This is a genomic window from Paenibacillus amylolyticus, assembly GCF_036894225.1.
GTDB classification, from domain to species: domain Bacteria; phylum Bacillota; class Bacilli; order Paenibacillales; family Paenibacillaceae; genus Paenibacillus; species Paenibacillus amylolyticus.
Genome location: NZ_CP145892.1, coordinates 1,882,706 through 1,897,475, shown reverse-complemented (window position 1 = coordinate 1,897,475; position 14,770 = coordinate 1,882,706). Strand labels below are relative to the sequence as shown.

Sequence of the window (14,770 nt, the reverse complement as noted above, 5' to 3'; positions counted from 1 at the left end):
TCAGTTGTAGTGAACCCGCCGTGACAATACCCAGCCCACTACGATCAGTACAAGGCCAATAACCAGTGTGTACAGCCAGGACATCGCCGAGCTTAAGCCAAAGTTCTGCGTTTTGAATGCGGTTTGGTAGATGGCCTGTGTGACTGGACTCCCGGCAAATGAATCAATGATCGTATAGATGACATTTGTCAGAATCAACGGACTGACCATGGGAAATGTAATTTTCCAGAATGATTCATAAGCTGTCGCCCCTTCGATCTTCGCAACCTCATACATCGATCCCGGTACCGATTGCAGCGCGGCGAGGAAGATCAGAATCTGAACACCTGAGCTACTAATAATCTCATAGATCCGCATGATGGCTTCTACAATGTAATCCACATAGGCCATCGGTAATCCCACATCCGCCAGCATCCGCACAATGGATACCACGTTGAACGAAGCACCGCCATCGGCTGATGCATCCACCGCACTCGCATCCCCCATCAGATTGATTAATCCCGCAGACTCAGCTGCTGCGACTGCACTCGAAGCCAGAATAACCGGCAGGAAAAAGATGGCACGTGCCATCGTTCTGCCTCTGAACTTCTGGTTAAGCAGTGTGGCCGTAAACAGACTGAAGAACAAAATCATCGGCACATTCAGTAGCATCGCTCCAACCGAGTCGACCAGAATCCGGTTGAACGTCGCGTCAACCAGAAGCGCATCCTTGAAATTTTTAAATCCAACGTATTCCAGAACGTACCCGCCCGGAGCAACGGACAGATTACTCAGACTGAACCGAATTGATTGCAGGAGTGGTGTGGCAAAGAGGAAGATGAAACCGATCAGCCACGGCGATATAAATGCAAGTCCAAGCAGCGCTCTCCGTGACTTCAGCGATAATCGAATGGTTCTCATCGGTTCACTCCTCCCACCACATAGTCCGTCCCGCCAACCGTTGTTCCATCCACGGTTACTGCATCCGCATTGTAATTCACAAGGATGGATGTACCCCCAGTATAGGTGATCCGGACAACGCCATCCTGAATGCGTTCATGCTTGAAAATCTGCTCATTCGCCAGATTTCCCAGCACTTCATTGGCCTGCTTATACAAAGCAACGGCATCATCCACCCAATATGCATACTCCGTTGCGTAGGCCGAATCATAATTCGTCAGCTTTAGCCTGGATGATGGTTCATAGGTCCATTGAAAATACGGAGCTGCCCCGAGTTCTAGACTGCGTAGCAACTGTTTGCGGAGATCCTGATCCCCCGACGTATTCATCGGAGATGCCGCATAGTTCATGTATCCATGAATGACCATCCCATAAAAAGGAACTTCTTCATCGGTAATATTGAACCGACTCGATCCTGCGGGCACATTTACAACATGTTGCGCACTTCCCCAAGCGTAGCTATTTGCTGCGGATACCATCAGGTTCGGATAGGACTGTTCCAGCTTGCCCAGCTGCTCCTTCACAATGTTCTTCGCCGTCTCCCGATGAATCACCCGACTATCCCGATAATCGGAAGTCAGGACCTGCCCGAGATCACGAAGGGATAACCCGCCGAGATCCAATTTATTGAATTTGTCAGCAAACTCACTCACTACATAAGGAAGCTTGGCCGCTGAGAGCAAATAATAGCTGTCCCTACTCTGATCCATGCGATTAAGTGCAGGATTGTACGGATACAATTCTGCTGTCTCCTTTGTTACAAACCGCGCTGCATCCGAGGAAGGAGCAAAGCGCATATCATCGTGATACATGTGCTGGAAAGCCACATCCGGGAACAGAGCTCCACCCGACTGCTCCAGCTTGGTGGACAACGCCTGCAGTTCGGAACGACTGCCCACTTCACTGTCCAACTTCACCTGGGTTGGCGTATGATGACTGATGCCGCCGCCAAACCATCCTTGATACCGCATTTGTACACGTTCAACACCATCCTGCTGTAACTTCGCTGCCATTTCTGTAGCCTGTTCGTACGTGGTCATGGCTAAAGTGGTCCGATAGGGTACACTCAGGAACGAAGCCTTTTTATCCACTGCACCAAGCACATCCACATAAAACGGCAACTCCGTCTGTTCTGGGAGCGGCTTCAGTACATCCTGCTCTATCAACTGCTGCTGATACAGGCGGGCCATACCCGAGTAACTGGCATCTTCTCCATGAAGGAAATGATAACGGACCTGAATATCTCCACGGTAAGGCTCTTCGCTAAGCAGCTGAATCTCCTGCATTTTCTGCGAGGTGTACATTTCCAATTCATCCTCCCCGCGCAGGGAGAAGGTCGCGTGTACATGGTTGTAGCTATTCTGTCTGCCTCCAATATCCGCAGAGATACTGGCAATGCCGTCCCCTTTTTCAATCACCGCAAACCAGGCATTCTCCCCGTTCTTCAGACCAAACACAGGCATATACGCGGATTCACTAACCTGAGGACGACTGAGCGAATTATCATTTGGATCTGCGCCATAGACACGCTGTACATACTGCTCTTCTTGGGTTTTTCCGTTGTTCAGATGGATCAGACTGCCGGAACCATCAGGTACGAGCATATAACCCTCACCCTTTGTATCCGCAGCACCAAAATAAGCGAGCAAATCAATGTTCCGAATGCGGTATTGCCCACTTTCTTCTATTTGGCTTAGAGGTACAGTCACAACGAGTGCCCCCTGCTCAAGTCGATATTCCACAGAAATGACGAAGCTCGGCTTATCCGACACACCTCCGCCTTCGACTCCGTTCTCCTGATTGTCAAAAGCCAGATCGTCCGCCGTATACCCCGCCGTCTCAAAGGCACCCAGCATCTTGTTCAGCACAAGTTGCTTCGAAATCTGTCCATCCAGCCGTTCCAGAATATCCGGATTGCTCTTGGTTGGATAATATCGGGCAGATGTGTACCTTGCGACAGTAGCATCCAGCTTGGAAAGCACTCTCTCCTCCAGCCGCTGCTTGCTAATCAGTTTGGGCAGCGCATCAATGCCAAGTGACGTATCCCCAAGCGTATAGTTCACCCGAATCCCCTGATCGATGTGGCCCACTGTGAATTGTTTGTTGCTAATGCTGGAGCTGAAATTCGGAAAGTTCTCCAGTGTGCCCATCGCATCCCGGAAAGACACATTCAACTGGGAGGACAGCACCTCTTTTTCATACGCGGAAGCAAGACCGTCCTCAGCCCGTTCTTTCGGGTTGCTATACCAGATCTCTCCACTTTTCCCGTCACGTACTGCAATTTCCGTGGTCTCCTCGTTATAGTACAGGGCGAGTCCCTGATCTTCAGCGACCAGTTGCATACCAGGCACACCCTGCGAGGAGTCGCTAAGGAACTGCAACGGTTCTTCCGTGACGGGCATGGCTTTGGTTGTCGTATCCAGATAAGCCGCGGCTTCTACGGCAGGAACTCCCCTGTTGTTTATATACAGCAGCCCGGCTGCAATCATGATTACAGCTGTACCACCAGCCAGCACCGTATATAATCGTTGCCTTTTGTTCACGGATGCCGCCTCCTTTAGGTCCGAAAAATCAACTCGCGGTAAATGTTATAACCGAATTCGTACAACTGTTGCAACATGCTGAAGACCAGTGCGCCAAGGAATACGATAATGCCCATCACAATGAGCGTCAGCACCATCGTCATGATTGTTCTAATCACCGTGTACTGGTGTACCGTCATCATGCCAATGAACAGAAGCAGTACAAACCAGAAGAACGCGATACTATTGAACAGATAATAAAAAGCAGTCTCCTCCTGCACCATAAAACGGCTGATCACGATCATTGGGGCATAGATCAGAATAACCGGAATGAGCGAGTAACCTGTCGCCAGAACGATTTCCTTGAACTTGCCTTCCCCTTCCATCAAAGTTGTTACCGCCCAGTTGGCCATGCACCATAGAAAGAAAGGTACTGCAACCGTGGCGATTTCGATGATGCTATTAATCGTACGAGGATCGATGTAATTAACGAGAAATCCTGCGTACTGCTTTTGCAAAACCATCATAACAATGGTAAGCGCCAATGCTGCAAAAGCAACAAACAGCCGTCCCCGGTTATCCGACTTGAGGTCCCAGAATGCATCAATGGGGTGAAAAATGAGATGCAGCGGAAACTTAATGAAATCCTGCTTCACGATCAACCTGCCTCCTCCGTCTCCATTTAACTGCTACCCGGGTCAGGATCAGAATGACAATCAGCGCGATTGCAACGGTCAGGAATGTACCAAAATGTTCCTTCATCATCTCCCGCCGATGCCTCTTGAACGCCACAGAATAACTCTTGCGATCCATCCCAAGTTCAAAGTAACCTAGCGCTTCCTCGTTTTTCTTCTCCATTAATAAGGACTTGCCGATACCAATATAGGCGATGTCATAGTTGGCATTCAGCTTCAGCACTTCTCGCCATATATTCACGGCTTCCGTGTCCTCGCCCCGATAGTGGAGTGCCACCGCTTCATTCACACGGGCACCAAAACGGGTTGGCTCATAGACAACAAGGTTGTTCTTGCCCCGATCCAGAACCAAGTGATGCTCACCTGATTGTTCAATCGCGACAGGTGTTTTGAGCGTGCCCACCTGATTTCCTTTGCCACCGTATATGTAGAGCAGATGACCTTCATCGTCGTACGTGAACACCCGGTTCTGTGTCGCATCCAATACACTGTACATGCCGTCGCCCAGCACTTTCACATCGATCAGTTTGGATGGACCCGGATTGTTGCGGAACCGGATATCGCCTTTGACGTCGTAATAACCAAACCGCTTCAGTACATCTTCACCAGACGGATTCAGCCGTTTGATCGGTTCATTTGAGCCGGGATCAATATTCGTTGCATACACAAATCCTTTGTGGTCAATATCCGCATTGGAGAACTCCGTTGGAACAAAGAGAACCATCTGTGCGCGCTGGGCTTTGGTTGATAACATGCGCCAGATATATTCGCCGTAGTCCCGCTCCACTTTGTTGGTACCGACATATCCGATAAATTTCCCACTCTCGTCAAACTGCATAATCCCTTCGTAGACCCCCTGCGCCACAACATACACTCGGCCTACATGGTCCACCGTCAGCTTCAAAGGCTGGAACTGGAATTGGGTCGACAGGATATCCGACTCGGGCTTCGTGATGGTTTGAATCAGTGTCCCTTCTCCATCCAGGACAACCACACGACCGTTGCCTGTATCGGCGACGTATATGCGTTCTTGTTCATCCACGAATAATCCGCCCGGAAGGTTAAAGGTCTCCTTGCTACCATCCATCATGAATCCATCAATGACGCGCAGCAGCTTAAAGTCTGGGTCCAATACAACAATTCGGCTGTTGCCACTATCCAAAATATAGATCAACCCGGAGGGTGAAACGTTCACATCACCAGGGTCTTTAAACTCACTAATGCCGAGATCACGGCCTGATATGGTACGCTCGGGCAGATAGGCATCTGGTGAAGGTACAGCCTCTTTCCAGTAGTTGTAGTTATAACTCTCATACGGCGCCGGGGAGGCCGCCGCAGGCACGGCATTCACCAGCAGCAGAGATACTGCCGCCAGGAGAACAAGCCATCTTTTCACTGTGCGTGCCATATCGTTCCCCCTTAATCCTTCATGCCCGAGCTCGCCATCGTCTCAATGATTCGGCTCTGAGAGAAAATAAATAGCGTGATCGGCACACTCATCAAAATCAGTGCTACCGCAGCACCCGCTCCTGCCCGGGATATTCCGCCCTGAATAATCTGACCTGCTGCATAATGCAGGGTCTTGAGCTGCTCGCTGTAGATGTACCCATTGCCATCACTGCCCCATAACATCTGGAACAGCAGTATGATCAATGTAAGCCAGGCTGGTTTCACATTGGGCATGACAATGGACCAGAAGATCCGGTATTCACTGGCACCATCAATCTTGGCCGCTTCCAGCAGCGCATCCGGGATCTGCTCCATGAACTGTTTCATCAGATACAACCCGAGTGAATAGGCAAATGCCGGAATAATGACGGCCCAGTAGGTGTCGATCCATCCGAGCCATGACATGATCATATAGTTCGGAATTGCCGTTACCGCAGGTGTGAACATCAGTGACAGTACGACCACTTGGAACATGAATACTTTGCCCGGAAACTTGTGTTTGGCAAGTGGGTACGCCGCTGCGGAAGCTAGCAGTACATGGCCTACGATACCGATGCCTGTAATAAATACCGTGTTGAATATATAACGTGAGAAAGGCACCCACGAGTCACTCAGCAGATTCAGCAGATCTGTAAAGTTGCTGAACGTGGGATTTTTGACAAACAGCGTTGGTGGAAAGGTAAAAATCTCATCCAATGGTTTGAATGCATTGTTGATTGCATAGATCAACGGCAGCACCATGAAGGCACCAAAAACGAGCAGAAGGGCAAACAGGGAGAGGCTTCCCGATAGCGAGCGATTCACCCGCTTTTTGCCTGTCGCAATTGCAGCCATAGCTATTCTCCCACCCTTCGAAGCAGTTTCTGTACCAGCAAGTTGGCGCCCACCATAATCATGAACAGTACGGTAGCAATTGCTGATGCATATCCCATCTCAAACCGCGTAGTACCAAAGTCAATCAAATGGGTTACCACCGTCTCTGCTGCATAGTTCACGCTTGGGAACCCGGCCAGTGCGATCGACACATCGGCCACGGCAAACGAGGTTGTCAGCTGAATGACTGCGCCGAACATCAACTGTGGACGCATCGAAGGCAAGGTAATGTACCATAGTTCCTGCCAGCGATTTTTGATCCCATCCACCGCTCCCGCTTCGTACAATGTCCGGTCCACCGTCTGCAAACCAGCGATAAACGCAAGAAATCCGGTTCCGAGACTCAGCCATAGCTGCACGAGAATGAGAATAGGCATAATGTAGGCTTCCGTCTTCAGCCACTGGATTGGCTCCAGCAGAAAACCCCATTTGATCAACAACCCATTGGCAATACCATAACGATCTCCCGAGAAGATCATCAGCCAGATAAAATACACATTGCCCGAAATGGAGGGCGCGTAGAAGATCAGCGTCATGAACGCTCTCCATTTCGGTGTTAACTCATTAATGATCCACGCGAAGACAAAGCAAGCAATATAACTGATCGGTCCGGTAATGATGGCGAACAACAACGTATTCTTGATTGCAATCAGGAATACATCATCCTCCAGAAACAGGCGAGTATAGTTCTGCCAGCCAATAAAACGCGGGAATTCCAGCATGTTAAAGTAGGTGAAGCTGAGTATGATCGAGATGACAACCGGAATCACGGTAAACATGAGGAACAGGAGCATATAAGGTGCAAGCAGAACATAGGAATGTTTGCTGGCCTTCATTTCCTGGAGCTTCCAGCTCCACCACGATTTCATGCCCATCCTTGACGCTTTCTCAGGAGGACTGTTTTGTCCGTCTCGGAGTGATATTTGTGGCACGATTAACCCTCCCTCTGCTTACGGAAGACCAAATTCATTACGTTTGACTCGAATCTCGTCCTGAATATATTGGGTATAATCCATGATGGATTCCCTGGCTTCCACTTGGCCAACAACGGTTTTGTAAAATGCATTGAACAGATGGCGGCCTGTAAAATAACCACCGGGTACTTCAGGAATGCCCTTCACCGTTTCGAATTGTGCCTTGAGATTGGCGTAATCCTCCGCAGGCCACGGCAGGGAATCCAGCGCCTTGATGTTGGCCGTTGGATAACGGGCAGCGGCACCCATCAGCCCTTCCATCTCCCGTCCGAATTCCGCCTGAATCGGCGTACTGGTCCACCACTTCATGAACTCCCACGCCGCGTCCTGATCCTTGGTACCCTCCAGCATCATGACTGCGCTGCCTCCACCCGGTACGTCCCGATTCAAGGTTCCATCTGCCTGAACAGTTCCCGGGACAGGAACGAATCCCCATAGTCCGCGAATCTCCGGTGCAAATACGGACAATTGGTTGTACATGGTGTAATCCGTTAGTCCGATAGGCATCTGTCCTGTCCGGAAACGGTTGGCAAAATCATATTCCCGCTCTAACTTGTAATCGGTATAGAACTCCGTCCACTGCTTGAACGTCTCAATTCCGATCCTTGAATCCAGATCCGACTCCTTGTCATCGTTACGATAGAAGGCGCCGCCGTTCTGAAGCAGCATCGTGGCATACTGCGAGTTCGGCGGAATATTGACACCCTGCATATTCGCCTGGGTCACAATCGGCATACCAAATTCCATATGATTCTTGCTCAGAATCGCGAGCAGAGCTTCGACATCCTCCCAGTTCTGAGGCACTTCAAGTCCGAGTTCTTCGAGCACGTCTTTACGATAAAACAGCATGTTAAAGGTTTGCGTTTCCGGCAGGGCATATACGCCTGAATCATAGGCATACGGCACGATTGCACTTTCCCTGAACTCCTGTTCCACGGTGCTATAATCACTGAATTGCGTCAGATCTACAGCCGAGTTCCGCATCGCAAAGTTCACCGGCAGATCATTGCCGATCTGCATCGCTACATCCGGACCTTCACCGGACAAAGTCGCTGGCAGCAAGGTTCCCATATTCACCAGCTTCAGATTCACGTTAATGCCACTGTCTGGTGTGAAGGTCTTGTCAATCATCGCTTTCATCGTATTCGCCTGGTCACGTCCGCTACCAATCCAGACGGTTACCGTACGCTGATCTTCAGATGTAGCTACATTACCAATCTGGTTATAATCAATGAAGAACGAATGATAGAATATCTTCGCTTCATGACCAAGCTTGGCAAGTGGCCCCATACCTGTTCTAGGAATATCGCGGTCAATCGAAGTGACGTACAGTGCATCGATTTCAAGGGGTTGCTCTCGTGCCTGCTGCACCCATGTGCCGAGACCGCCTGTATTGGTTTTATAAGCCGCAAGCCGTCTTGGAATGGTATCTGGCTTGTCAATCATCTCGTCCAGTTGCAGCGCCATCGTCTTGATCAAGGCTTCCTGATCGCTAGACTGTCCTGATAGAAGACGAAGCTGTACGGCAACGTCCTTGAGGCGTTTACTTTCTCCGCTGAATACTTCCAGCAGGTTCGGGATCTGCTTTTCCACCCGGTAATCCCGAAATTCATCAGGCTTCGTGCCTGTAATCATCAGAATACGTCGGTACATGGAGTTCAAGTTGTACAGACTGTCCTCCACATTGCGGATAAGGGGTGCAAAGTCACCGAGGCTGTTCTCCAGCCGTAGCACATGTTTTCCTTTATCCAATTGAAACTTGTATGCTTCCTTGCCACCCATGACGTCAATGCGATAATCACTGTGATAACGGAAAGGTGCTTGAGCCATCTCTGCAAACGGAACTTCACCATCGATGGTCAGTTTGCGTGTGGAATAGATGCCTTTGACAAAATTCTGCTGTACGGTAAAACCGATATGATAAAGTCCACTCTCCGGCACATCCACTTCCCATTCAATCCATTGTCCTGGCAGACGCCAGTTAAAGCCGCCAATCGTATTGATGCGTACCTGGGAAGCGCTATAAGGAGATACAGCAGAACTTGACCTTTCGCTGGTCGGGTATAACGTAGGTGAAGATTTGGCAATCGCGGCTTCTCCTTCAATGCGAATCAGTACATCCTTCGGCTGCCCAGAGGAGTCCGATTGTTGTGCCCCTGCAGTCTCTGTGTAAGGAACAGCTATCTTCTCATTGAAAAGACGAATGGACCGAATCACCATGGGTTCACGCGATGATTTTAGCGTTAGCGTGTGTTCCCCTTTTTCCAAATAAAACTTGAATGGAGTCTGTTCGTACCCGTCGGAGTCCTGAAACGTTTCTTCCAGCCAGCGTGGTTGCTCCACTTGTCTCGGGCGAAGGTCATTGCCTTGGTTATCCTGTTCAACGACATCTTTCTCATTCGCCCATACCCGGTCAAACTGCAAATAGGCAGCTTCCGCAAAAGGAAGTTCACCATCAATGTACAATGCACGCTCAATGGCCGAACTCTTGCCTTCAACGGGAAAATAGATCGTGGACAGGTTATACAGCCCGGTCTCCGGCACATTAATCGTCCAATCGACTTGTCCGGTCTCTCCGGTATGGAGAGATACACCATCCATTCCTTCATAATTAGTCAGTTTGCGGACGTCTTCACCTTCGGCTTTTATGTAATCTCCTGCTTCAATGGTGATGTCCACATTCGGCTGTGTAGCCTGATCCGTTCCGGATCGATACTGTTCGTATCCCTTTTTCTGCCGGGTCTGCTGCAAGACTGCATCCACTTCAATGGCAGGCAGACTGCCAGGTGGAATGTTTGCACTCTTTCCATCAGCGCCGGAAGTTATATATAGAATGATGCAGGCTGCCGCCACGATAATTACTGTGGACAATATCCATGTCTTACGTTGTAGAATTCCAGCCATCCTACGAGTCCTCCTCATCAAGGCTGATGCCAGCAATGCCGATTTGGTGGTTCAGGAAAAGGGGCTCCGTGCAACATTGCCGACACGAGCCCCCCTGCCTGAATCGTTTGCTGGTGATAAGTGTTGTTATTGTTTGCCGAGTTTATCAATTGCAGCTTGTGCCTGTGCCTTGTATTTCTCGGCTGTTGCTGTCACGGAAGCATTGTTTTTGATGATATCGTTCACATAATCCCCGAAAGGGTATCCTGTGTAGGCATCATCCAGCAAGATGCGGCCGGTTCCAGCGATGTGCTCGCGAATGATCGCAATATCCTTCTCGTCGGTATAACGACTCTCCAGATAATCTTGACCTGGATACTCTTCAATCTGCGGGATGTCGAAGGTCTCTTCATAGATTTGGTAGACGATCTTTGGATCTTCCACACCTTTTGGAATGAACTTCGCTGATGCTGCATTGTTTGCATACGTTACCTCTTTGCTACCCTGTGGCCCGTTCGGAATCGGCACAACACCAACAGCAAAGGTGAGATCGCCCAACTGCCATTCAGCAGCGGTGAACAGAGCTACATCTCCATCTTTGAACGTATTGCTTTCCTCCCAATTGGTTTTGTCGCCGGTTTTGACCTTCACGACATTTTCCACGTTATACAGGCGTTTGACGAATTCGGCAGCTTCAATCGTTTTCGGATCGGACAATCCTTCTTTGCTATTGGTATCATCCACGATCGTTCCACCATTGGCTGCGGTAAAATGACGAACGACATCAAGCGCCCAGCCAGAAAATCCGTATACGTCAGTTTTGCCGTCGTTATTGGTATCTTTGGTTGCCTGTTTGGCAAGTTCCATGAATTTGTCCCAATCCCATTTGCCTTGGTTATACAGTTCTTGAGGATCAGGCAAAGATAATTTTTTGAACAAGTCACGGTTATAGTGAAGTCCCAGACCAATACTGGTTGGAGATTCGAAGGCATATTCGTTGCCTGCAATGGCAGGAAATTTTGCAATCAGGTTAGCCTCTTGGTTGATGTTATTCTCAGGTGTAGTGAATTCGGAGATGGGCAATAGTTGCCCTTTGAGGATGGCGGGTAGTGCGGATTTGTACTCCATCTGAACGATGTCGGCGAACGGTTCGCCAGCCAGTGCAGACGTTGTGAATTTGTTCATGTATTCTTCAAAAGGTACGTTAACAAACTCCAGTTTTACGTTGTATTTCTTCTCGACCTCTGCAATTTTATCAAGTCTGGCCTTATCGGAGGCCGTCTCTCCCGCCGGTTTCAAGTCCCACCAGGCCGCGACCTTGATGACACGCCCACCCAGATCAGGCACATTAACCACAGCTTCTTCCGCTTCGCCCTCTTTCTCTGTCTCAGCGACCTCGGTGCTGTTACCTGAGTTCGTTGTTCCCTCTGCTTCGGTCCCCGTCTGCGCTGTCCCCCCACCACTGCAAGCGGATACAAAAATCATCACAGCCAATAACATCAGAGGTAGAACATTCCATCTTCTCATCATGATTTTAACAACCTCCCCGAATGTGTATACCAATCATGGTTCACCCTAAATCGTTAACCCCATTCATCAACCAATCGAAAATAAAAAACCACCACCATTTGTTATTCCTTTGTTTGCTTTTGACAAACAAAATTTAACACAGCAAAATGTAAGCGTCAACATTTTTGTTGTTAACATTTTCTAATTTCTCTGATAAAATGCTGAATAAGCTGTAATATGCCTGTATCACAGCTTATTCAAAATCCTGGGCTCTAAGTACAAACATATTAAACCTTAATTCTAACTTTGTTTATTTTGTTATTTTTATAAAATAACAAAATAATAATTAAGTAGACAAATTCCGTCATACTATCTGAAAATATGCTTACCGTCACGTTGAACGTTCATCCTAAAATACTGTGCATCACTAACATTTTGAATTCTCTGTCCGTTATTAGATTAAGAGAAATACATCATGTTATACTAGAACCAGTTGGATATCGCTCCAAATAAGGAATACGGCAGAACTACGAGTGTAAGGATGGTATGATGAAGACAAAGGTAACAATTCAGGAGATTGCACATTTTACGGGTTTGTCGAAATTCGCGGTGTCACGAGCTTTGTCTGGAAAATCGGGAGTTAGTGATCAAACGAGGGATGTCATTCTCAAGGCCGCTGGCAAACTTGGATATTTCAAAGATAACAGCATGTTGTCTGGTGAACTGTATAACAGCCATGAACTTCAGGAACCAAAGAACACACGTTCAAGCGGAACGATCTTGATTTTGTTCCCCAATGTTCGGTACCAAAATCAAGACTCCGTATACTGGGGCCCCGTCTTTAACGGGATCTCTTCCAAGCTGAACCAAAAAGGGATTAATATTCTGACCTTGACGGAACCCTCAGCAGACCAGCTATTTACCCTGCTCAACCCGGATGCCATTCGAGGGATCATTACCGTTGGCTCTATCTCGACCCCGATTCTGCTTGAAATCAAACGTCTCAGTATTCCGGTTGTGATGGTCGATCATCTGGACCCTGTTTTTCACAGTGACAGCATTTTCACCGATAACTTCGCATCCATGCGAGAGATCATGCTCTATTTGCTCCGCAAGGGTTTCAAAACATTCCAGTTCGTTGGCAATATCGGGGATGCTCATAGCTTCTATGAACGCTGGATTGCTTATACTTCTGTGCTTATGGGTCATGGGATGGAAATACATCAGATTCCCGAGCTGAGTAATCAGGCATTGGATGAGTTCCGCCAGACGTTCACTTCGGTGATCAGTGAGGATAACCTGCCTGAAGTGTTTGTATGTGCGAATGATTTCTATGGGCTATACACCATAGAAGCCCTTGAGAGTATGGGTATTCGTGTACCCGATCAGTGTGTTGTCACGGGATTTGATAATCTATACGACAATATCCCATTACTTGCCACAGTTAATGTGAACAAGGAGTTACTCGGTGCGCGTGCAGTGGATCAGATGTTATGGCGCATTGCGAATCCAGAGAGCAACGTCGAGAAAAAATTGATTCTTGCTGATGTCATTATTCGTGAACAGTTTGGCAGACATAGTGGATAAAAGCATATATGGATAAAGCTTATGTCCACACAGAACAGCACGCCAAACACCCCTTTAACCGTATTCGTGCGGCTAAAGGGGTATTTGCATTGTTGTATGTTGTGTTATGTTTATTGGCTATTTACAAAAGGCCGTCACATCATCCCGTTCTACGTATCTGTACGCACATCATCCCACGCCAGATCCAGATAACAGATCAGCCAGTTCAATGCACGGTGACGTTCATAAGCCACTCCACCATTCAGGCCAGCGGGAGGTGTTTTGTCATTCACTCGACTATCCACGCACACCCAGTTATAACGGTAGATCAGATCTGCTTCATCCAGAATCTCGCTTTTGTTACGCAGAGATGCATCGGAGAGAAAGTCGGTAAAACTATCCTTCTGCTGCAAATAACCGACATCCTTCCCTACGTTACATAACTCCGTTGGTGCACCTAGTTCCTTCACATAACCAAGCGCCCACAACATTACGTGGTACGCTTCATATCCCCAAGAGAAGGAGATAATCTCCTGCTGCTCTGCTCCGTGCTGGTCGATAAACCTCTTCTCTGCGGGTGAGAAAAAGGATTCAGCCTCATACTTGTCGATCACTTCCTGAACCAGTGCTGCGGTATCATCCGCACTTTCGCCGGCTCCCAGACACTCACCCTTAAGCGCGGCAAGACATAGGGCAACCGCACGACGCGCGACTTCCTCTTTACTCCGAATCGTGGTGTGCTCGTCTCCGGCCCTTACGGGCAAGTTCGCATTATACGGAATGCCTTGTTCAGTCAACAGTTGCTCTGACCGCGCTTTACGTTGAATGCCCGACTCCGACTGCGGTCTGTTACCGTCAAGGAAACTGGTGTGCGCTGTCACCGTGTAATCCTCCACCTCTGATTCTCCATTCACATCCAGCAATAGCTGACCTTGTGCATTCAGCAGAGATCCACCTCCCCAGAAGATAACAGCATCCAGCGCATCAGCCAACCGTAATAACTCGCCGAAGAATTCTTCCGAGATATCCTCTTCCGTCTCAATACCAACCACCATGTTCAATGTGGAACATTTGATCAATACCTTTTCCTGGAGCGAAGCATTGCGCCCCTCAATCTGACTCAAAAATCCAAGCATGCCCTGAATCATTGTCGTAAATTCCTCAGGATGTGTCTGGCTGGTCATGATATTAAAGCCTTTGGTTTTCTTACTGAGCCATTTTTTCTGAGTCACTTGAATATGGGTCTTATCTTCCCGGCGTTCAATCGTACCCTCAGGATAAATGGATTGAATCAATTCAAACAGCTGATCTAGGTCAAACTGAGAGCTATATATCGCACAATTCCTCATGAAGTTCACCC

General features: G+C 48.5%; 10 protein-coding genes. 1 reads left to right on the top strand and 9 read right to left on the bottom strand.

The window, feature by feature from the left end; genetic code table 11:
• From V6668_RS08650 to V6668_RS08615, 8 genes are all read right to left on the bottom strand, one after another.
• Positions 1 to 900 carry a carbohydrate ABC transporter permease gene (locus V6668_RS08650; RefSeq protein ID WP_076209260.1) on the bottom strand — a complete coding sequence of 300 codons (900 nt, stop codon included), beginning with the start codon at positions 898 to 900 and terminating at the stop codon, positions 1 to 3.
• The gene (locus V6668_RS08645) at positions 897 to 3,482 is read right to left on the bottom strand and encodes a DUF5696 domain-containing protein (RefSeq protein WP_338708174.1); all 2,586 of its coding nucleotides are present in this window, start codon (positions 3,480 to 3,482) and stop codon (positions 897 to 899) included. The genes V6668_RS08650 and V6668_RS08645 overlap by 4 nt, the downstream gene beginning before the upstream one ends.
• 14 nt (positions 3,483 to 3,496) lie before the next feature.
• Positions 3,497 to 4,117: a YIP1 family protein gene (locus V6668_RS08640; RefSeq protein ID WP_338708173.1), complete on the bottom strand. Its 621-nt coding sequence runs from the start codon at positions 4,115 to 4,117 to the stop codon at positions 3,497 to 3,499.
• Positions 4,098 to 5,564 carry an NHL repeat-containing protein gene (locus V6668_RS08635; RefSeq protein ID WP_338708172.1) on the bottom strand — a complete coding sequence of 489 codons (1,467 nt, stop codon included), beginning with the start codon at positions 5,562 to 5,564 and terminating at the stop codon, positions 4,098 to 4,100. The genes V6668_RS08640 and V6668_RS08635 overlap by 20 nt, the downstream gene beginning before the upstream one ends.
• 11 nt (positions 5,565 to 5,575) lie before the next feature.
• Complete coding sequence (locus V6668_RS08630; RefSeq protein WP_017689719.1) at positions 5,576 to 6,439, bottom strand: carbohydrate ABC transporter permease; 864 nt, start codon at positions 6,437 to 6,439, stop codon at positions 5,576 to 5,578.
• 2 nt (positions 6,440 to 6,441) lie between these two features.
• The gene (locus V6668_RS08625; RefSeq protein WP_338708917.1) at positions 6,442 to 7,353 is read right to left on the bottom strand and encodes a sugar ABC transporter permease; all 912 of its coding nucleotides are present in this window, start codon (positions 7,351 to 7,353) and stop codon (positions 6,442 to 6,444) included.
• Between the two features lie 75 nt (positions 7,354 to 7,428).
• Positions 7,429 to 10,356, bottom strand: a complete 2,928-nt coding sequence (locus V6668_RS08620; RefSeq protein WP_338708171.1) for an extracellular solute-binding protein — start codon at positions 10,354 to 10,356, stop codon at positions 7,429 to 7,431.
• 126 nt (positions 10,357 to 10,482) lie between these two features.
• A complete protein-coding gene (locus V6668_RS08615) occupies positions 10,483 to 11,862 on the bottom strand; it encodes an ABC transporter substrate-binding protein (RefSeq protein ID WP_047844197.1) in 1,380 nt (459 codons plus the stop codon).
• 528 nt (positions 11,863 to 12,390) lie between these two features.
• Between V6668_RS08615 and V6668_RS08610 the strand changes: the two genes are divergently transcribed.
• Positions 12,391 to 13,431 carry a LacI family DNA-binding transcriptional regulator gene (locus V6668_RS08610; protein ID WP_235193769.1) on the top strand — a complete coding sequence of 347 codons (1,041 nt, stop codon included), beginning with the start codon at positions 12,391 to 12,393 and terminating at the stop codon, positions 13,429 to 13,431.
• Positions 13,432 to 13,580: 149 nt separating this feature from the next.
• Here V6668_RS08610 and V6668_RS08605 read toward each other — a convergent pair whose 3' ends face one another.
• The gene (locus V6668_RS08605; protein WP_338708170.1) at positions 13,581 to 14,759 is read right to left on the bottom strand and encodes a DUF4272 domain-containing protein; all 1,179 of its coding nucleotides are present in this window, start codon (positions 14,757 to 14,759) and stop codon (positions 13,581 to 13,583) included.
• Between the last annotated feature and the right edge of the window lie 11 nt (positions 14,760 to 14,770).

Coding starts and splice junctions, on each gene's coding strand:
- V6668_RS08620 (WP_338708171.1), bottom strand. CDS start 10,356: ATGGCTGGAATTCTACAACGTAAGACATGGATATTGTCCACAGTAATT.
- V6668_RS08630 (WP_017689719.1), bottom strand. CDS start 6,439: ATGGCTGCAATTGCGACAGGCAAAAAGCGGGTGAATCGCTCGCTATCG.
- V6668_RS08635 (WP_338708172.1), bottom strand. CDS start 5,564: ATGGCACGCACAGTGAAAAGATGGCTTGTTCTCCTGGCGGCAGTATCT.
- V6668_RS08615 (WP_047844197.1), bottom strand. CDS start 11,862: ATGAGAAGATGGAATGTTCTACCTCTGATGTTATTGGCTGTGATGATT.
- V6668_RS08605 (WP_338708170.1), bottom strand. CDS start 14,759: ATGAGGAATTGTGCGATATATAGCTCTCAGTTTGACCTAGATCAGCTG.
- V6668_RS08610 (WP_235193769.1), top strand. CDS start 12,391: ATGATGAAGACAAAGGTAACAATTCAGGAGATTGCACATTTTACGGGT.
- V6668_RS08625 (WP_338708917.1), bottom strand. CDS start 7,353: ATGGGCATGAAATCGTGGTGGAGCTGGAAGCTCCAGGAAATGAAGGCC.
- V6668_RS08650 (WP_076209260.1), bottom strand. CDS start 900: ATGAGAACCATTCGATTATCGCTGAAGTCACGGAGAGCGCTGCTTGGA.